Consider the following 19,102-nt stretch of genomic DNA (forward strand, 5'->3'; position numbering starts at 1 on the left):
ATAATATCACCCTATCAGAAAGCTATGATACCTCTAACGGCAAAGAGACACATGAAAAGTCTTTTGCTGGTGTGACAGGCTCTGTCAATGTGGGCATTCTTGGTACAGTAAAAGATGTAAAGGATGCAGTCAAACGTTTTGGTCATGGGGATACAAAACACAAAATCGGCAATGGTCTTATTGCTGGTCTAAAAGGCTATGATCTCTATAGCAAAGGCAAAGGTCTTTATAATGAGATGAAGAGTGGAAACAAACAGTCTATTCGTGATATTGCTGATGTTTCTGCTAGCGTAACCGTGGGCTTTAAGACAGAGAAGGCAGAAGCCTCTGTTCAGACCTCTACTGCGGTAACAGGTACAATAGAAGCAGGACGCGCTGTTAATATGCAAGCCCACAAAGGTAGCATCCATGGTGTTGGAGCCGATATTATTGCCGGTACAAACCCGATACAAAGCAATGATGAACAGAGCGGGAATATCACCATGGGAGCAGGTAAAGATATCATCTTTGAAAGTGCGCAAAATACGCAAAGCACAGAAAACCACACGCAAAGCGCTTCAATGAATATTGGGTATAGTTATGGTACCGGTGGTACAGGGTGGATGGGGAATGCTTCTTTTGGTAAAGGCAAGGGTTCCAGTGAGGAGGTTCACCAGAAGAACAGCCATATTATTGGCACCGGCACAGTTCACACAACGAGTGGGGCAAACACCACATTGGCAGGCGCCGTGGTTTCTGGAGAGCGTGTAGAAATGGAAGTAGGGGGTGATTTTGCCATTACCAGCCGCAGTGATACGGGACACAGTTCCAGCAAGCAAAACTCTGTTTCCATTGGTTATAATAGCCGAGAAAAGGAAGGTACAGCCACAACCAATATTTCATTGAACAAGGATAAATCCTCTAGTGATTATCATAGTGTTGTGGAGCAATCAGGCATCAAAGCGGGTGATGGTGGTTTTAAGATCAACGTTAAAGATAAAACAACGCTGACCGGAGGTATTATTGAAAGCACCGCGCCGGCAGAAAAAAACAGCCTGACCACAGGAAGCATTAGTACCAGTGATATCAGCAACAGTGCGCATGCTCAAGCCAGCAGTCAAGGGTTAAGCATTTCTGCGGGTGGTCCGATGTATCAGGGCAAATATGGTGTCGGGAAAAACATTGCTAAAAATGTCTTAGATCATTCAAAAGCTAAAGATTCAGAGGAAGGATACACCAAATCCGCCATTAGCGATGGCACCATTGTCATTACTGATGAAGCAGGGCAGAAGGCATTGACAGGGCAAGATGTGGAACAAGCCATAGCCTCCCTTAATCGTGATACTGCCACCGCCCATAAGGGTGTACAACAGCTCGATGCAGGCAAGCTGGAACAAATCGTCCATGAAAACCGTGAAATGGCAACCCAACTTTTAGAAGAAGGATTTAAATACAGTAATGACTCCTATAAAACCATGTTTATCAAAGAGCACCCCATCGCTGTGGTCGACCGTGATGAAAAGGGTAATATAATCTATGAAATAGATGCAAATGGACAGTATATCAAAGACGCTCGTGGACAAAAAATACCTCACGCACATTATTTAACGGATGAAGAAAAGCAGCATTTACAAGAGGGTGCTGATGGCAAGGTGCATGTGTCCTTTAATGGCATCTTTACTCCACCAGAGGAAGCCGCTGTTTATGCGGTTCAACATGCGGAGAATAAAAATGAACCGCTTTATTTTGTTGTGTTCCCAGAAGCTGATTCTGCTATCTCAGAACTTCTAGTCGCGGGCTATCAGAAGTTTATGGAAAATAACTTTTGGGGTTTGACCAATTCAACACAAGAAGCAAAAGATTTGATGTATAGCTATGGTCTTACAGGATTAGAACTTTATGGACATAGTCGCGGGACAATGACATTGGGGAATATGCTGAATTCTTTCAAACAAGAAGGTGTGCACGGTATAGCCGACAACACGAATATCAATTTCTATGGACCAGCCTTTAATGTTTTAGTTGCATCCGGTCTGTTAGGTTATGTGAGTGATGGCAAACAAACCACTATTGGCTTTGATGGGAATAGATATGACTTTGTCAGCAGAATTATTGGTGGCAATGGCTATACCTACGGGACACTCCCTGCTGGCAGTAACGTTTGGACAGAATGGTTGAGAGTGGCTACAAATCCCATAAGTTCCCATACTTGCCTTGGAGATGCGAGCGATATGTGCCAAAAGACTTATGGCACATCTCATCGTGAACAAGTTCCTTCAAGTAAATCATGGAGTAAAAAATGAAAAAACCTTTAAAATTATTGAGTACATTAACTCTATTAATCATCACTGGTTGTCAATTTAATAAAACTCCTACCTCCTCTATAGGAGCCTGGGAGAAATCGGGAGCAGATTTTACTGAGGTAGCAAAAGCATTATTAGAATGTGGCATGCCAACCCCTTATGATGTATTTCCAGAAAACAGAAAGCAGAGCATCAATGCAAAAGCAACAATTTATGCTTGCATGGTTCAATCAGGTTTCCGTGATAAAGTGGGGGGAGGGACTTGGTGCGAGAATCATAAAGCCGAAAACCTTCCCATATGTCGTCCAGGTGCTGTGATCCCGAGGCCCAGTGTCAAGAAGCGCTTAAACAGCCCTTATTGTAAAAAATATAAAAATGCACCTGAATGCAAGCCTTAAGTCTTGCTTGTGATGATCAACAATCCGCCATCCTTGCCTTCACTTGGAATGGCGCGATTGTTTTCTCAATCTAACATCTCAATATTGTTCACCGTTGTTTTAAGCAGCGGTGACAGAAAATATCAACAGGCTTATGAGCTTTTTTATAGTAAATAAATCCATTGAAAGAGGGGAAAAATGAAGAAAATCTTAAAACTATTGAGTTGCATAGCTCTCTTAAATACAGCTGGATGTGTTAACCAACCTCCTCCATCAACTTTAGCATTATGGGAAAAACCAGGTGTCGATAAAGCGATGATCCAACAATCCTTATCAAAATGTGGTTGGAAACCGGTTTATGCTTCTTCTAGTGATATGAATTCGTATGCGAGTGAATTTGCCTCAGTTTATGAGTGCATGAAAAAAGCAGGTTTCCGGTATAAATTGCAAGATTCAAAAGGGCTCTATTTTACACAACCTCCCAAAAGTGGCTCATTCCTAAGCAATTTAATGATAGCAGGATATCAGCAATTTATGGACAATGACACCTTTGGTGTGACCAACAAAACGAAACAGGAACGGGCTTTACTAACGCATTTTGAGGATGAAAGAAAACGTCAGCAAAAGCAAAAAGCTTTACAAAAGTGATCACCAAAGCGTCCTCCCCATCGTTAAAAGGTCGTTGGATAAAATCACGAATGAAGTAGGGGATCAAAGCCGTCTCCTTCTTTATTCAAGCGGGTGGCACTTTAAATAAGGCAGCATTCATGGTGTTGGCGCTGATATTATCGCTGGGACCAATCCTGTTTATGCAAATGGTGAGCAGAGCGGGAATATCACCTTGGGAGAAGGTAAAGATATCATTTTTGAAAGTGTACAAAACCAGCTCGTGGGTGTTGCTACAGCCCTTGGCTCTTAAGACGATTCATAAGAATCATTTTTACTCCTTTCTTCTATAGTTTTTACCCACACATCAGCCCCGCTTATGATGTGCAAGCAAGTGATTTTGATTGATTCAAGATAAACAGATTTGAAATGAGAGAATCCTACGTTATTCGGGAGGCTAATTCAATATAAATAACGCTAGATTATTATTATAAATCAATATTTTGTTATATAAAAAAAACTAATCCGTAGGAGATTGTTGGAAATGTTGGAACTATCCTTGGTACTTTTGCTGGGCTTAGCAACATCAGAGCGAAAGAAAATATCGTACGAGTAGGGCAGCGAGATGGATACAAACTCTATGAGTATAACTACAGGGGCTATCCAGAGCATTATCGCGGGGTGATGGCACAAGATGTTTTGAAGTCAAAACCTGAAGCTGTTTTCTTGCATAAGGCGATAGGTTTTTTGCATGTAGATTATAGCAAGCGTGGCTGTGAGATGGAAAGGGTGCAGTGATGGAACAAGAAAACACAAATTCTCTTTTAAAGTTGTTTGATCCAAAATTTTTGCGTCCTTTAATGTATCAGGTTATACCGCAGTTACCTAGATATTTATTGCAATAACGCTCGATGCCTCCAAGCACGCCGTTGGAAGGACGATACAAGCCAAGTTTTTTAGAACGGGCTGCTTGTCGCACAGACCCTTTTGATGCGAGCAATGGGGATAATACTCCGCAAAAATTGAGTCTTACAGAGCTTATTCGCGGTTCTCAAGCAGGGACAGAACAAGCTGGGAAAAAACGCCAGCAGAATTGATTATGTCTATGGATGATTTAAAACGCCAAATGCCTCCATTGCCGGATGTTTCAAAGGATACTGTTAAGATACAAGAGGTACCAGAGCAACAAAAACATGACTTTTCAGAGCAGAGAGGTGTTGCATCAATGATTCCTCAATCTCCACTTGTTGGGAACATTGATCAGTCTAGTGGGGATGAAGCTGGGCGACAGCAAAAAGATGTGATGGATTATATTGCTCAACTTAATGAGAAATCTATAGCGGAAAACTCTTTGAAAAACGATTCTGGAAATGATGAGGAAAAGCTTTTTGATGCACCTATAGGAGAAGAAAAACATTTGAATGCACACTTACCAGAAGAGGAGCATTTAAAAGCAAGTGGTGATCTTGAACAAAAAACAGATTATATCAAGTCACTTGATAACTTTGTTCAGACAGGAGCAAATCCAAGTAGCTTATGGGAGCGTTTTAGAAAATCAGAATTTTCCGAGCATTTAATGGATTTTTTTGCAGGGCTTGCGTTAGGAAAGACACCACAAGAAAGTTTTTCAAATGCATCTATCCTTATGCGGCAGGGCAACAAGGAACGCGCACAACATAAACAAACTTTGCAATTTTTACGCTCTAAAGGGTATAGCGATGAAGATGCACAAGCACTCACGCAATATCCAGATCTTGCCATGAAAATCATAGGCAGCACGTTAAGCTCTCAAGAAGGCTATAGAACACTACTTAAAAGGCTTAATCGGGGGATTATGAATCTGTACCAACCGAATTGCAGAAATGGACCAAAGCGGGAGGCAAACGTTTACAAGGTCTTGTACACCGGCGTGTAGAAGAGGCAGGGCTATGGGCGAAAGGGGCTTATGTTTCTTCCAATTATCAAACAGTAGAAACGCAAGCACCAACGGGGGTTTTCAAAGCAGAAGCATTGGCACCGATTATTGGTTCTTTTTCTGGGCTTGGTGGATTTTTAGTGGGCAATGGCCCCATTCAATGGGCTTTAGCCGCCATTATGGTTTTAGCCGCATGTACTGGTATTTTCTTTGTAGCTAAACGCTTTCAGGAGTACCGCCTATGATCTTATGGATGAAAAGAAACTTGATGGTAACAGGTGCGGCTTTAGCGGCTTTTTTATTACCTTAGCAAGAGCTTTTACTTTTGGGAAAAAAGCAGAGCAACAAAAGCAAACAGAAAAAGCTTTAAAAGCAGCCACAACACGGCTGGAGGTGGAAAGTGAAGTTAATCAAAAAAGTGATGCTGATATGCGTGCTGCTCTCTCTGACTGGTTGCACGACAAATAAATATGCTTCTTCTTGTGTTGGCTGGTTGCCAATTTATTTAGACAAGAAAGATCTGAACGCCATCAGTTCCAATTTAGCAAGAGAGATCTTAAAGCACAATAATCTAGGTGAACGCTTGTGTGGGTGGAAACATGGTTAGAAAAAAATCCAAAAAACACACAGAGCTTACAGAATCAGAAAAAGAAATGCTTCAAGAAATGATTATCACCTATCAAAGCGTGAAAATGATGTCTCGCTTGATGAAGTGGATAGCATTTTTTCTTTTTTTGCTTATTCTTGATTTTGCACGCCTCATGGATGCGATAGACAACATCTTCGCTCATTTGAAGCAGTGGTTCTCAAAGAATTAGAAAAACTGTCATACAAGCAAAAACTTCGAAAAATTCTTTTTACTATGAATTGGAGATCCAATCATAAGCGTAGTTCAGAATGCAAACCAAGTCGTAAGAGCCCTAGTGTTTTGGTATTCGGCTTTCGATAGATCAAAACTAAATCTGGCTTGATATGACAATCACGACAATTGCGCCATTGACCTGTTAGCGCATGATCTCTCCAATGCGCTTTTAGCGGTTCATTCTCCGCTAACGCTTTGACCACAAGCAGCAAATCCTTCTCTAGTGTATTAGCATACCTACCTTTGCTTTCACGTTTAAGGTCAGACCGGAATGAACGCGTATAGACAATATAGCAAGCTTAGGTTTTCTTTTCAGATTTACGCATTTCGGTTCTATCTTCGCGTATCATGGTCCTTAAGCTGTCTAATGATGTACGTTCGACGCATCCCATTTCGGCATCCTCGATAGCTCGTAATGTTTCCGGATTTGGTTGAAAGATCCAAGCGGTAATGTTCGATCTCTAGCAATGCGGGTCATAAACATGCGTACTGCATCCGATACAGTTAAACCCGTAGACTTAATAACTGCACTTGCAATTTCTTGAACTTGATCAGGTATGCGGGCTTGAATTTTTCCCATTTCTAAATCCCCTATTCAATTGTAGTACAATGTACTGCACGTTAAGTCTATGTCAAGAGTTTCAACAATAGCTTTTCACAAGAGAACTTAGCAAAATTCAAAAAATTATTAGAGAAAGTTAGAAGAATAAGATATGTTTTGTAGAAGAATATTGGAAAATCCTATTCCCTAACCTTTATTTATGAACCCCATACTTTAAAAAAACATATAAATCAATGTGATATATGAATAAAAAAGAGCATAATATCACTAAAAGAGTGTTATAGAAATGATGTGTCATGACGATTCTACCACTCGATAGTGCTTCGATAAGAGAGGCAATAGCGCTTCTTGAACAAGGGAAGTTAGTAGCGTTACCAACAGAAACTGTTTATGGATTAGCGGGCGATGCAACCAATGGGAGGGCAATTTCTTCTATTTACTCTACAAAGGGTCGTCCACAAATTAATCCTCTTATTGCGCATGTTAGCGGCATCGAAATGGCGGAACGTTATGTTAAAATTGACTTTCTTTCACGCCAATTAATAGAGGAATTTTGGCCAGGGCCTTTGACATTGGTTTTGCCTTTAAAGGAACAGCATAATATCCATCCTTTAACAACCTCTGGTTTGAATACCTTGGCTGTTCGTTTTCCAGACAGTCGTTTTGCGGAAGTGGTACAACATTTTGGCCGTCCACTTGCTGCTCCTAGTGCGAATCAATCGGGACGTCTTAGCCCTACTTCAGCTGAGGCTGTTTTTGCATCTTTGGGGGAATCTGTTCCTTTGATATTGGACGGAGGGCCTGCTAAAATAGGGCTGGAATCAACGATTATTAAAATTTGTGGTGAAAATATTTATCTTTTGCGTCCAGGGGGGCTTGCGGCTGATGAAATTGAAGAGGTTGTGGGGAAGCCTTTAAAACGGATAGATCAAAGGGCGGCGATTGAAGCTCCTGGGATGTTAAAATCACATTATGCTCCCAATGCTACGGTTCGTTTGAATGTAGAAAAGGTGGAAAATGGTGAAGCGCTTTTAGCATTTGGTTCAAAGCGTGTTATGGGGGCTGAAAATGCCGTTTCTATTTTAAACCTTAGCGAAGATGGAAAGTTGGAAGAGGCAGCCTCTCATTTATTTCAATATATGAAGGAATTAGATTCATTTAAAGTGAGATGTATCGCAGTAGAACCTATTCCATCATACGGATTAGGAGAGGCTATCAATGATCGTCTTATACGGGCTGCGGCTCCAAAGGAGAAATGAACATGGAGCAGGAATTAATTGAAGGGTTTAGGGAAATTGTTGGTGCTAAGCATGCTATAACGGATCAAGCTTTGATTGCACCGTATTTGCTTGAAGAGCGTGGGCTTTTTCATGGAAAAACACCTTTACTTTTACGTCCATCTTCTTGCGCAGAGGTCTCATCGATTATGCAGTTAGCGAGCAAAACGCGCACACCGATTGTGCCACAGGGTGGAAATACAGGGCTTGTGGGGGGACAACAACCAGATGAAGGAGGAGGGAGCGTTCTTTTATCCATGGAGCGATTAAATAAGATTAGAGCTATAAATCTTGAGGGAAATTTTGTTGTTGTAGAGGCTGGTGTTATTTTACAGGATTTACAGAAAAAAGTGGATGAATCAGGTCGTTTTTTCCCTCTTTCTTTGGCATCTGAAGGTTCTTGCCAAGTAGGAGGAAATCTTTCGTCGAATGCTGGAGGGACAGCTGTTTTAGCTTATGGCAATATGCGTGATCTTTGTCTTGGTTTAGAAGTTGTTTTACCGGATGGGCGTATTTTAGATGATTTGCGTTTTGTTAAAAAAGACAATAGCGGTTATGATTTAAAAGATCTTTTTATTGGTGCAGAAGGCACATTGGGAGTTATAACCGCAGCCGTTTTGAAGATGTTTCCAAAAATAAAAGGAAAAGCTGTTGCTTTGGTGGGATTATATAGTCCGGCGAAGGCCTTAGAGTTTTTATCTCTGGCTCAAGAATATGGAGGAGGGATGTTGACAGGTTTTGAGCTCATGGGAAATCCCAGTTTGCAAATGGCTTTAGATTATAAGATGTGTGAGAAGCCTCCTCTTCAGCGGAAACATGAATGGTATGTATTAATGAACATTTCATCGTTGCAAGGCAATGATGAGGCGTTATCGGTATTGAGTACTATTTTAGAAGAAGCTTTAAAGAACGCGGTGATAGAAGATGCAGTTGTTGCGCAATCTTTAAAACAGCAAGATTTTTTTTGGCAATTACGAGAAAGTATATCATCAGCACAAAAGTTAGCAGGAGGGTCCATTAAGCATGATATTGCAATCCCACTTGCTTCTATTCCTGATTTTATTGCTGAGGCAGCGCTCATTGTTGAAGATATTGCTCCAGGAGCACAGGTGATTTGTTTTGGACACATGGGCGATGGAAATTTACATTATAATATTACACAACCTGTAGGAGCTGATACGACAGTGTTTTTGCAGTTATGGTCAACAATGAATCATCGCATTCATAGTTTAGTGGTGGACTATAGAGGTGCATTTTCTGCTGAGCATGGAATTGGTCAGCTTAAGCGCGAAGAACTTCGTTCTTTTAAATCGCCTGTCGCATTGGATATTATGCAAGGGATTAAAAAAACACTCGATCCTTTAGGGATAATGAATCCTGGAAAAGTATTATAATTCAAGAATGGTGATCATGCATTTTTGTTTAGATTTTAATAACCAAAAAAGAAACCAGTTGTTTTTTATTCAAACTTTTAATAATCCAATGAGAAAAAGCTGCTAAAGGGTGTATGTTATTTAAGATAAATTGGGATAATGTATATGGCTAATCAATGCTTTAATCAGGCAAAAGCGGTGCTTGAATTTCGGTTAGATCCGTGCCATTTGCCACAAACGACGACATATTTTTCATCCAAAACGGGTAATCAGGTTATTTGTTCGTTAAATGAGCGTGGTGTTTCTTTTAAAACGGATATGCCTTCAAGCTTATCGCATTTAATACCCCCTTATCATTTTCAAGGAATTGCAGCACGTACCGTAAAAACGCGTTCAGGAGAAAGAGCTGTTTCATTAGAATTACTTCATGCCGATGAGGAAGCTTGTATACCGCTTTTGGTTTCCAGAGATTTGAATAATGTTCTTCTGGATTGGCGGTTATGGGCGGATACTTATGGCCTTCCCATGCTTATGATCAATGAAGATAATCGCATTCTGGTTGTAAAAGATCGTTCTGATTTACATCGATTTTTTGGTACAACAGCACATTCTAAACAAAAGCATTTTTTACTTCGTTATAGCAATCCGTTAGGCTTGCGTTTGGTGATTGCGAATCGAATTGCACTCCAGTAAATTAACATGTATTCATTTTTGTACTACCGTCAGCATTTATCTTGTTGTGCTGAAAAACATCGTTGTTTGGAGCGGTAATATAAGGCGTGTAAACTTCACACATGAAGTGTTTTAGAAGATATGGCAAATATTCTTAAGTTTGCTTGTAGGTATTTGTGTAAGTGCAGCATAGGAGTGGGAAGCAAGAGGAACCCGCTTAATGAGAATTCAGACCTTTACAGACGGGATTTGGTGTGACTTTTGGTTCTTGAAAACAAAGAGAAAGTCAATGATTGTAAATGAGAGTTTTTTGACACCATACATTGGCAGCAGGAATCGATGATATAAAACGCTTTTTTCAGAGAGGTAAAAACGGTTTTCATAACAATAGAAACTGTTTTTTTGCGGTATAATTTTGGGTTTTTGCCACATTATTAAAAACACCAGAAGATTACTGGAAGTGTTTTTGAATTTTTTTTTATAAATCATTTCTCCATGTTGAATGAAAGCTTTGAATATTGCAGAATATTCTTATTTCATCTCTCTTTTATAATCAAAATCATTTAGATAGAAAGGGTTATCGTAATATTGAGAATTGGAAAATACAATGATGGTATAGGTTTTTATTTTTATTCCAGAAAGCTGGCAGAATGGATTTATACTATTTGCAGGTAGTGTCGTAAAATGGGAATGATAAGCATGAGAGATATTGTTTAAGAATTTGTATGTGAATAACATAACTATCTTTTTTGGGCATTTTATTTTTCGTAAAAGCGGAATTTCACTAAAAACGCGATAAATAAAAGGAATGATAGTATATACGTTTTTCCTCAGGATTTTATAAGAAAGAAAGTGTTTATAAAAATGATGAGAAAATGCGTTTAAAGTAAAGACAACAGTAAAATGATTATTTTATATTACATCTTCAGATTCAGAAAATTTTCCTATTTTATTATGAGTAGATATCCTATTTACAATATTTGATTGTTCAAAGGAAAGCACACTTATTTTTTCAAAGTTATGGTCAACGTAAAACAGTGAGAAAATTTTTGTATCATGCTCTTATATAAAATAAGAAAATCGTAAAAAAAGAATATTCAAAGGATTTAATTTTCTCGCGCAACGGCTCTCCATCCGATATCTCGACGAACAAAACCTTCTGGCCAATCAATACAATCAACAGCTTCATAAGCACGTTTTTGTGCATGCGTAATCGTTTTTCCTGTTGCAGTTATATTGAGTACACGTCCACCATTTGCAATGAGTTCTCCATCACGCAACACTGTACCAGCTTGAAAAACTTTCACATCGGGAAGAGTGTTTACTTGATCAACGTTACGGATAACAGTACCTTTTTGGGGAGAGTCTGGATAACCACTAGCAGCCATAACAACGGTGAGAGCTGTTTTTTCAGACCACCGAAGAGGCTTATTTTCAAGTTTTCCTTGAGATGCAGCAAGAAAAATTGGCAAAATATCATCTTTGAGGCGCATCATTAAAACTTGACATTCAGGATCACCGAATCGTACGTTAAATTCAATTAATTCGGGTCCTTTTTGCGTTATCATTAATCCGACGAAGAGAATACCTTTAAAGGGGGCGCCCATTTCTTTCATGCTTTTTAAAGCTGGTTCAACAATTTCTTTGAGAGTACGATTCACTATTTCTTGGGTCATGATGGGCGCTGGTGAATAAGCACCCATACCACCGGTGTTTGCTCCAGTATCCCCATCACCTACACGTTTATGATCTTGAGCAGATCCAAAAGGAAGAGCAACTTTACCATCACAAAGGCAGAAGAAGCTTGCTTCTTCACCTTCAAGAAAAGATTCTACAACAATTTTGTTTCCTGCATCTCCAAATGTACTTTTGAAGCAGGCATCAACTGCGTTAAACGCTTCTTCCATAGTTGTTGCAACCACGACACCTTTGCCAGCTGCTAAGCCATCAGCTTTAATAACAATGGGAACACCTTGTTGCTGAATGTAAGCTTTAGCTTTAGAGGCATCATTAAAGCATTGGTAACTTCCTGTAGGAATGTTATTCTTCCGACATAAATCTTTTGTAAAGGCTTTTGAACCTTCTAGTTGAGCAGCTTTTTGAGTAGGACCAAATACACAGATGTTAGCGCTATTAAGAGAGTCTGTTATACCCGCCACCAAGGGTGCTTCTGGTCCTACAATTACAAGATCAATAGAATGTGCTTTACAAAAATCAATAACAAGGGGATGGTCATCAATGTTCAAATTAATATTTTCACCAAATTCTGTTGTTGCAGGATTTCCAGGAGCACAATATAACTTTGTTAGCAGTGGTGATGCTGCTATTTTCCATGCTAAAGCATGTTCTCGTCCACCTGAGCCAATAAGAAGAATATTCATTGCTTGCTCCTCTCATAAAAGATAATTAATCTCATCCCCTTCTCATAAGAATGAAATGTCTCTATCGCAAGACCAAAGGTAAATCATTTGATGAAAAAAAATAAAAATATCGCGCATGTTCAGTCCTATGATAGCCAAGGACGGGTTATGGATGCATCTTCCAAACAATGGGTCTACAGCTTCCTTCCCCGTTCTTTATGGTTTTATGCGCAATTGGCGCGTTGGGATCGGCCTATCGGTTGGCAATTGTTGATGTGGCCTTGTTTTTGGTCAACAACAATGGCTTTTTTCTCTTATAACATGCATTACGATACTCTTTTATCAATGTTTCTTCATTGGGTTTGGTATCTTTTTCTTTTTTTTCTGGGGTCTATTGCTATGCGAGGGGCAGGATGTACTTGGAATGATCTTATTGACCATAAAATTGATGCTCAGGTAGAAAGGACACGTTCTCGCCCATTGCCGACAGGTCATGTGAGTCGGTTGCAAGCAAGAGTTTTTATACTTGTGCAATGTTTAGTTGGTTTAGTTGTTTTATCACAATTTAATAGGTTTAGTTTTTTTCTAGGTATTTCGTCATTGATAGCTGTTGCATTTTATCCTTTTATGAAACGCGTAACATATTGGCCGCAGTTTTTTTTAGGCGTTGCATTTAATTGGGGGGCATTAATGGGGTGGGCTGTTGTCTTTGGAAGTTTAAGCTGGGCACCAATCTTGCTTTATGTGGGATCAATTTTGTGGACCATAGGATACGACACAATCTACGCACATCAAGATAAAGAAGATGACATTACTGTTGGTGTCCGTTCTACGGCTCTTCTTTTTGGTAAAGCAACCAAGCGTGCTTTAGTATTTTTGTATGGTGGTTTTGTGATGTTCGTTAGTCTAGCATTTTATTTAGCTGGAGTTCCTGTTCTTAGTTTTTTGGGGATTTTTGTGGCAAGCATCCATATGTTTATTCAAATTAAAGTCATTGATATAGATGATAGTTCACAATGCCTTAGGCTTTTCAAATCTAATTCGCTTATTGGTTTTGTGATTTTTGCTGGTTTAGTATGTGGGGGTATATGGATGATATTTTATCCTGCGGTCTAAAAATAAGTTAGCTAAAATCATAGTTTCTACTGAATACAGTATGTTTTTTTTTAATAAGCTTGTTGCTAATCTACTTTTAAGCAATACAGTAGAAAATATCACCAATTAACCTTTACAGTGAAAATAAAATTCTTCTATTTAAATAAAATAAATCATCTTCTTTTAGAATTTTTCGAATAAAAAATATTTGTTTAATTGTTGCGAAGAAAAAATCTTCATAACGATGAAGTTTGAAGGATTAGGGATAAAGTTTTTGTCTTTTCCAATCGCTGTGTTCAACACAATCCCGTGTAAAAAGCAGACGATCATGTAAACGAAATGGACGATCGCACCAGAACTCTATAGAAAGGGGTTTAACACGAAACCCAGACCAATAAGGTGGTCGTGGAATATTGCCTAGAGCATAACGCGCAGTATATTGAGCAATTGCTTTTTCGAGCACAAAACGATTGTCTAAAGGTTGAGATTGTTTAGAGGCCCATGCACCAATTCGACTACCACGTGGTCGCGATTGGAAATAGGCATCGGCTTCCTGTTGACTTACTTTTTCAACGATTCCTCTAATTCTGACTTGACGACGGAGTGATTTCCAATGAAAACCTAAGGATGCTTTCATTGATTTTAAAATTTCTTGTCCTTTACAGCTTTCATAATTGGTATAGAAGACAAAGCCTTGGGGATTGTAGTCTTTGAGGAGAACCATACGAACATTAGGGAGTCCTGTTTCGTCAACTGTTGCTAATGCCATAGCATTCGGATCATTTATTTCACTTATCGTTGCCTCTTCAAGCCACTTTGCGAAAAGTTCAAAAGGTTTTTGCATTTGCATAAAATGATCATCTGTTGGTATTTTTTTGCTCATAGTTTCTCCAAATATCAGTGAGCATGGGTGAGGCATTTTCTCATTTACTTTATCATCAAGAAGTCACAGTACCATTTTTTCTTATTTTCAAAAAGCCAATGCTATCGTGTATTTCTATGGTAGTTTAATTATTTTTACTTTAGCATAGACTACAAGGAGCTATATTAAATAAATATCTCATTTTATCTGGTATTTTAGTTTATTGATAGACATATAAAGAGAAAAGAAGAAATTATTCTTTAGAATAGACTGATGAAGCTATAAGGGATATTGAACAACGTATCAGTTGATATTTTGAAAACGAAGAAATTGAAAAGAGGGCAATATGCGTGATCCCTACACGATTCTGGGTGTGGCACGTACCGCAAAATCGCAAGAGATTAAATCGGCATTTAGAAGATTAGCGAAGAAATATCATCCAGACCATAATAAAGATGATACAAAGGCTAAAGAGAAATTTGCTGAAATTAATCAAGCCTATGAAATTATAGGTGATAAAGATAAAAAGGCACAATTTGACCGCGGTGAAATTGATATGGAAGGAAAACCGCTTTATCAAGCCTATGGTGCTGGTGAAAATTTTAGCAATAAACAAAATCCCTTTTCAGGAAGAGCAAAGGGATTTGATTTTTCCTCTTCAGGTGGTGCAAGTTTTGATGCGAGTGATATTTTTCGGGATCTGTTTGGAGGAGGAGGTAGCTTTTCGAATTCTACACACTATAACCGTCCCCAACAAGGAGCACATGTTCGTGCTAATCTTGCCATAACATTAGAGCAGATGGTTGGCGCAGAAAAGGTGGAAGCTGTTTTTCCAAATGGAAAAAAGTTAAAAATTAAACTGCCAGATTATATTGAAGACGGACAGACTATTCGTTTAAAAGGTCAGGGAGAAGAGGTACCTCACGGGCAAGCAGGAGATGCGTTAATAACCATTCAGATTCAAAAACATCCTCGTTTTCGGGTTGAAGGAAGAGCACTCCATCTTGATTTACCAGTTTCTCTCAAACATGCTGTTTTGGGAGCAAAAGAAGAAGTTGAGACGTTGGAGGGGCGTGTGGTTTTAACGATTCCTGCGTGGTCAAGTTCTGATCGCGTTTTACGGTTGAAAGGGAAAGGGCTTCGTTTAAAAAATGGTACAAGAGATGATCTTTATGTGCATGTTCGCATTATGTTGCCGGGAGATGAAAATGCCGCCGCACTAGAACAGTTTTTGCAAATGCAACAAGATTAATTTTAAAAATTTTATATATAAAAGCGTAGTTTTTGTTTGATTTTAAACCAATTGCTTGAAGAAAAAGTTGACCTGTGTCATAGGCAGGTGAATAATACTAATTTTAAGTAACAATGGGGCAGTGCTGATGGCTAAGGGTAATGGTTTATTGTACGGTAAGCGTGGTTTAATTTTGGGGTTGGCCAATAATCGCTCCATCGCTTGGGGAATCGCTAAAGCGGCAAGTAGCGCAGGGGCAGAGCTTGCTTTTACCTATCAGGGTGAAGCAATGAAAAAGCGTGTCGAGCCTTTGGCTGAAGAATTAAAGGGATTTGTTTGTGGACATTGTGATGTTTCTGACAGTGTCTCTATTGATACGGTCTTTAGAGAAATAGAGAAGAAATGGGGAAAACTTGATTTTTTAGTTCATGCTATTGGTTTTTCTGATAAAGATGAATTAAGTGGTCGTTATATTGATATCAGCGAATCAAATTTTATGATGACCATGAATATTTCCGTTTATTCCCTAACAGCTCTAACGAAGCGTGCAGAAAAATTGATGCCAGATGGTGGTTCAATCTTGACACTAACCTATTATGGTGCAGAAAAGGTTGTTCCCAATTATAATGTAATGGGGGTTGCCAAAGCCGCTCTTGAAGCGAGCGTGAAATATTTAGCGGTAGATTTAGGTCCCCAAAATATTCGTGTTAATGCTATATCTGCTGGACCAATTAAAACGTTAGCGGCTTCTGGTATTGGTGATTTTCGTTATATTTTAAAATGGAATGAATATAATGCTCCATTACGTCGTACGGTAACAATTGAAGAGGTTGGTGATTCTGCACTTTATTTTCTTTCAGATTTGTCTCGTTCTGTTACCGGTGAAGTCCATCATGTCGATTCGGGTTATAATATCATAGGTATGAAGGCAGTTGATGCCCCAGACATTTCTGTCGTTAAAGAATAAAGTTTGGTTTATAAGATTTTATTAGACAGCAGTAATTTGACCAAATTTAAGGTGTCCAAGAGTATTTGGGAGAAAAGAGCTGTTTTGTGTATAGCACACAACATACGTTATCGTTGTATATATTTGACAGAGAAATGGATCTTTTTTCATGTCGCATAATACATTTGGTCATTTGTTTCGTGTAACAACATGGGGTGAAAGTCATGGTGCTGCTCTTGGTTGTGTCATTGATGGTTGTCCACCTGGAATTATTTTTACTCTTGCAGAAGTTCAAGCTTATCTTGATAAACGCAAGCCAGGACAATCAAAATACACAACGCAGCGCCGAGAACCAGATGAAGTAGAGGTCCTTTCAGGAGTTGTTGTTCAAGACGATGGAACGACATTGGTGACAACAGGTACACCAATTTCTCTGTTGATTCGAAACACAGATCAACGCTCTCAAGATTATGGAGCAATTGCTCATCAGTATCGTCCAGGACATGCGGATTATACTTATGATATTAAATATGGCATTCGTGATTTTCGAGGCGGGGGACGTACTTCGGCACGGGAGACGGCAGCACGTGTTGCAGCAGGTGCATTTGCTCGTAAAATCGTTCCTGGTTTGATTGTACGAGGAGCAGTGATAGCAATTGGTCCTCATAATATTAATCGTGATCGTTGGGATTGGTCAGAGGTTAATAATAATCCTTTTTTTACAGCTGATGCAGAGATGGTTCACATTTTTAGTGACTATATCAGTAAACTCCGTAAAGAGGGGACATCTGTTGGTGCGGTTGTTGAGATCGTTGCAGAAAATGTTCCGGCAGGTTTAGGAGCCCCTATTTACGCAAAGCTTGATCAAGATATTACCTCGTTACTTATGTCGATTAATGCGGTAAAAGGTGTGGAAATTGGTGATGGTTTTGCGGCAGCCCGCTTGAGGGGAGAAGAAAATGCCGATGAAATGCGAATGGGAAATGATGGAAAACCGCTTTTTTTATCCAATCATGCTGGTGGTATTTTAGGGGGAATATCGAGTGGACAGCCAATTGTTGCGCGTTTTGCTGTAAAGCCTACTTCATCAATTTTAACACCTCGTCGTTCCATTGATGTTGATGGTCATGATATAGACGTTATAACAAAGGGACGTCATGATCCATGTGTTGGGATTCGTGCCGTTCCTGTTGGTGAAGCGATGGTTGCTTGTGCTATTGCTGACCATTATCTAAGACATCGCGGTCAAGTTGGGTGATTGAAAAGGTGAACAATGGCGTATGATGAAAAAAAAATTGTTTCTGCACTTAAAGCTTTTGAACGCGGTGAAATTGTTGTGGTGACAGATGATGATGACCGTGAAAATGAGGGTGATTTAACTGTTGCTGCAGCGCATTGTACAGAAGAAAAGATGGCGTTTATTCTTCGTCACACAACAGGTATTGTGTGCACACCTATGCCAAAAAAAGAAGCAAAACGGTTTAATCTTTCTCCTATGGTACCAGATAATAACTCTGCACATGGGACGCAGTTTACGGTTACTGTTGATTTTAAACACGGCATAACAACAGGAATTTCAGCGCATGACCGTACATTAGCTGTACGTAATCTTGCGAATTCAAATGCAAGTGCGGATGATTTTGTTCGTCCAGGGCATGTTTTTCCTTTAATTGCGCATGAAGGGGGAGTGCTCATGCGTTCAGGTCACACGGAGGCTGCTGTTGATTTATGTAAATTAGCTAATTTGCCGCCGGTTGGTGTTATCGGTGAGTTAGTTAATGATGATGGAAGCGTTAAACATGGCGATCAGATTATGAAATTTGCGCAAGAACATCGGTTGCATATTATAACGGTTGCAGATTTAATTGCTTACCGCCAACGTAAGGAAATATTGATCAAGCATGTTGGAGAAATGCCTATTGAAACATTCGTAGGTCCCGCTATTGTTCAAAGTTATCAACTCCCTTGGGAAGTCGTTCAGCATATTGCAATTGTTTTTGGTGATGTCCGTGAGGGTGAGAATATTCCTGTGCATTTACATCATGAAAACATTATAAGTGACGTTTTTTGTCAAACTTCAGATATTATGGTGATGATGCGGCGTATGATGGAAAAAGAAAAACGTGGCGTATTTATTTATTTGCGTGAAGGATCTGTTATACAATCAACTGTTGGTATTCAAAACATGACAAGAAACAGTTCAGAAAACCATGTGCAGGCGATTGAACGCGAAGAAGAATGGCGCAAAATTGGTTTAGGATCACAAATTTTAAAATATTTAGGGATAGGCTCTGTTATTGTTTATGCTTCTAAAGAGCATCATTATGTAGGTTTGGAAGGTTTTGGAGTTCGTATATCCAGAACAGATATTTTTTGAGGTTCATATGAAAAAAGAGATACAAGAGGGGGATATTACGACCTTAAGCTTTGAGCAAGCGCTTAAGCAACTTGAAGTTATTGTCGAAAATTTGGAACGTGGCGATGTGCCTTTGGAACAATCCATTGATATTTATGAACGCGGTGAAGCGCTTAAAAAGCATTGTGAAAAACTCTTAAGAGTTGCTGAAGCTAAAGTTGAAAAAATCCAGCTTTCAGAAGAAGGTTTTCCAGAAGGAGTGGAACCACTTGATGCTAAATAATTTAAATCTTTTTGGATATTTATTGTGGGACTTAAGAGAAGCA

Annotated in this window: 17 protein-coding genes and 4 pseudogenes; 17 read left to right on the plus strand and 4 right to left on the minus strand. The window is 39.3% G+C overall.

Annotated features, from left to right (window positions below):
* The 8 genes and pseudogenes from ACFINS_RS02645 to ACFINS_RS02680 form a co-directional block, all read left to right on the plus strand.
* On the plus strand, nucleotides 1–2,282 hold a 2,282-nt coding region (locus ACFINS_RS02645; protein ID WP_375705879.1), incomplete at its 5' end, for a hemagglutinin repeat-containing protein.
* The gene (locus ACFINS_RS02650; protein ID WP_375646848.1) at nucleotides 2,279–2,680 is read left to right on the plus strand and encodes a hypothetical protein; all 402 of its coding nucleotides are present in this window, start codon (nucleotides 2,279–2,281) and stop codon (nucleotides 2,678–2,680) included. The genes ACFINS_RS02645 and ACFINS_RS02650, both read left to right, overlap by 4 nt.
* Before the next feature lie 177 nt (nucleotides 2,681–2,857).
* Nucleotides 2,858–3,307, plus strand: coding sequence for a hypothetical protein (locus tag ACFINS_RS02655; protein WP_375649282.1), 450 nt, complete (start codon nucleotides 2,858–2,860; stop codon nucleotides 3,305–3,307).
* A gap of 755 nt (nucleotides 3,308–4,062) precedes the next feature.
* Nucleotides 4,063–5,075, plus strand: a pseudogene (locus ACFINS_RS02660) (hypothetical protein); the annotation flags it as partial.
* Nucleotides 5,070–5,425 (plus strand): annotated as a pseudogene (locus ACFINS_RS02665) (lysozyme); the annotation flags it as partial. The pseudogenes ACFINS_RS02660 and ACFINS_RS02665, both read left to right, overlap by 6 nt.
* Nucleotides 5,422–5,648: pseudogene (locus tag ACFINS_RS02670) on the plus strand (hypothetical protein). The pseudogenes ACFINS_RS02665 and ACFINS_RS02670, both read left to right, overlap by 4 nt.
* Nucleotides 5,581–5,787, plus strand: a complete 207-nt coding sequence (locus ACFINS_RS02675) for a hypothetical protein (RefSeq protein ID WP_375611112.1) — start codon at nucleotides 5,581–5,583, stop codon at nucleotides 5,785–5,787. Before ACFINS_RS02670 ends, ACFINS_RS02675 begins: the two are co-directional and overlap by 68 nt.
* A complete protein-coding gene (locus ACFINS_RS02680) occupies nucleotides 5,780–5,998 on the plus strand; it encodes a hypothetical protein (RefSeq protein WP_375611113.1) in 219 nt (72 codons plus the stop codon). Before ACFINS_RS02675 ends, ACFINS_RS02680 begins: the two co-directional genes overlap by 8 nt.
* 61 nt (nucleotides 5,999–6,059) lie before the next feature.
* On the opposite strand, the gene ACFINS_RS02685 is transcribed toward ACFINS_RS02680, so the two are convergent.
* Nucleotides 6,060–6,332, minus strand: a complete 273-nt coding sequence (locus tag ACFINS_RS02685; RefSeq protein ID WP_375640341.1) for a type II toxin-antitoxin system YafQ family toxin — start codon at nucleotides 6,330–6,332, stop codon at nucleotides 6,060–6,062.
* Nucleotides 6,333–6,341: 9 nt separating this feature from the next.
* A pseudogene (locus ACFINS_RS02690) lies at nucleotides 6,342–6,622 on the minus strand (type II toxin-antitoxin system RelB/DinJ family antitoxin).
* A gap of 278 nt (nucleotides 6,623–6,900) precedes the next feature.
* Between ACFINS_RS02690 and ACFINS_RS02695 the strand changes: the two are divergent.
* The 3 genes from ACFINS_RS02695 (at nucleotide 6,901) to ACFINS_RS02705 (ending at nucleotide 9,947) form a co-directional block, all read left to right on the plus strand.
* Complete coding sequence (locus ACFINS_RS02695; RefSeq protein WP_375613034.1) at nucleotides 6,901–7,863, plus strand: L-threonylcarbamoyladenylate synthase; 963 nt, start codon at nucleotides 6,901–6,903, stop codon at nucleotides 7,861–7,863.
* A gap of 2 nt (nucleotides 7,864–7,865) precedes the next feature.
* Nucleotides 7,866–9,275, plus strand: coding sequence for an FAD-binding oxidoreductase (locus tag ACFINS_RS02700; protein ID WP_375611115.1), 1,410 nt, complete (start codon nucleotides 7,866–7,868; stop codon nucleotides 9,273–9,275).
* Between the two features lie 144 nt (nucleotides 9,276–9,419).
* Nucleotides 9,420–9,947 carry a DUF6101 family protein gene (locus ACFINS_RS02705; RefSeq protein ID WP_375638047.1) on the plus strand — a complete coding sequence of 176 codons (528 nt, stop codon included), beginning with the start codon at nucleotides 9,420–9,422 and terminating at the stop codon, nucleotides 9,945–9,947.
* Nucleotides 9,948–11,032: 1,085 nt separating this feature from the next.
* Here the strand turns inward: ACFINS_RS02705 and purD are convergent.
* A complete protein-coding gene (gene purD, locus ACFINS_RS02710) occupies nucleotides 11,033–12,307 on the minus strand; it encodes a phosphoribosylamine--glycine ligase (protein WP_375638048.1) in 1,275 nt (424 codons plus the stop codon).
* A gap of 90 nt (nucleotides 12,308–12,397) precedes the next feature.
* On the opposite strand from purD, the gene ubiA reads away from it, so the two are divergent.
* Nucleotides 12,398–13,402 (plus strand): 4-hydroxybenzoate octaprenyltransferase, encoded by a 1,005-nt coding sequence (gene ubiA, locus ACFINS_RS02715; RefSeq protein ID WP_375611118.1) that lies wholly within the window; start codon nucleotides 12,398–12,400, stop codon nucleotides 13,400–13,402.
* 238 nt (nucleotides 13,403–13,640) lie between these two features.
* Here the strand turns inward: ubiA and pdxH are convergent, their stop codons facing one another.
* Nucleotides 13,641–14,264, minus strand: a complete 624-nt coding sequence (gene pdxH / locus ACFINS_RS02720) for a pyridoxamine 5'-phosphate oxidase (protein ID WP_375705880.1) — start codon at nucleotides 14,262–14,264, stop codon at nucleotides 13,641–13,643.
* Nucleotides 14,265–14,589: 325 nt separating this feature from the next.
* Between pdxH and ACFINS_RS02725 the strand changes: the two genes are divergently transcribed.
* The 5 genes from ACFINS_RS02725 to ACFINS_RS02745 all read left to right on the plus strand — a co-directional run bounded on the left by ACFINS_RS02725 (nucleotide 14,590) and on the right by ACFINS_RS02745 (nucleotide 19,059).
* Nucleotides 14,590–15,495, plus strand: a complete 906-nt coding sequence (locus ACFINS_RS02725) for a DnaJ C-terminal domain-containing protein (protein ID WP_375620646.1) — start codon at nucleotides 14,590–14,592, stop codon at nucleotides 15,493–15,495.
* A 127-nt stretch (nucleotides 15,496–15,622) separates the two neighbouring features.
* Complete coding sequence (gene fabI / locus ACFINS_RS02730) at nucleotides 15,623–16,441, plus strand: enoyl-ACP reductase FabI (protein ID WP_273787904.1); 819 nt, start codon at nucleotides 15,623–15,625, stop codon at nucleotides 16,439–16,441.
* 148 nt (nucleotides 16,442–16,589) lie between these two features.
* Nucleotides 16,590–17,678: a chorismate synthase gene (aroC, locus tag ACFINS_RS02735; protein ID WP_375611121.1), complete on the plus strand. Its 1,089-nt coding sequence runs from the start codon at nucleotides 16,590–16,592 to the stop codon at nucleotides 17,676–17,678.
* Nucleotides 17,679–17,693: 15 nt separating this feature from the next.
* The gene (gene ribB / locus ACFINS_RS02740) at nucleotides 17,694–18,797 is read left to right on the plus strand and encodes a 3,4-dihydroxy-2-butanone-4-phosphate synthase (RefSeq protein ID WP_375688813.1); all 1,104 of its coding nucleotides are present in this window, start codon (nucleotides 17,694–17,696) and stop codon (nucleotides 18,795–18,797) included.
* A 7-nt stretch (nucleotides 18,798–18,804) separates the two neighbouring features.
* Nucleotides 18,805–19,059: an exodeoxyribonuclease VII small subunit gene (locus ACFINS_RS02745; RefSeq protein ID WP_375611123.1), complete on the plus strand. Its 255-nt coding sequence runs from the start codon at nucleotides 18,805–18,807 to the stop codon at nucleotides 19,057–19,059.
* Nucleotides 19,060–19,102 lie beyond the last annotated feature (43 nt).

Source organism: Bartonella sp. AA2SXKL, assembly GCF_042197205.1.
Taxonomy (GTDB): domain Bacteria; phylum Pseudomonadota; class Alphaproteobacteria; order Rhizobiales; family Rhizobiaceae; genus Bartonella.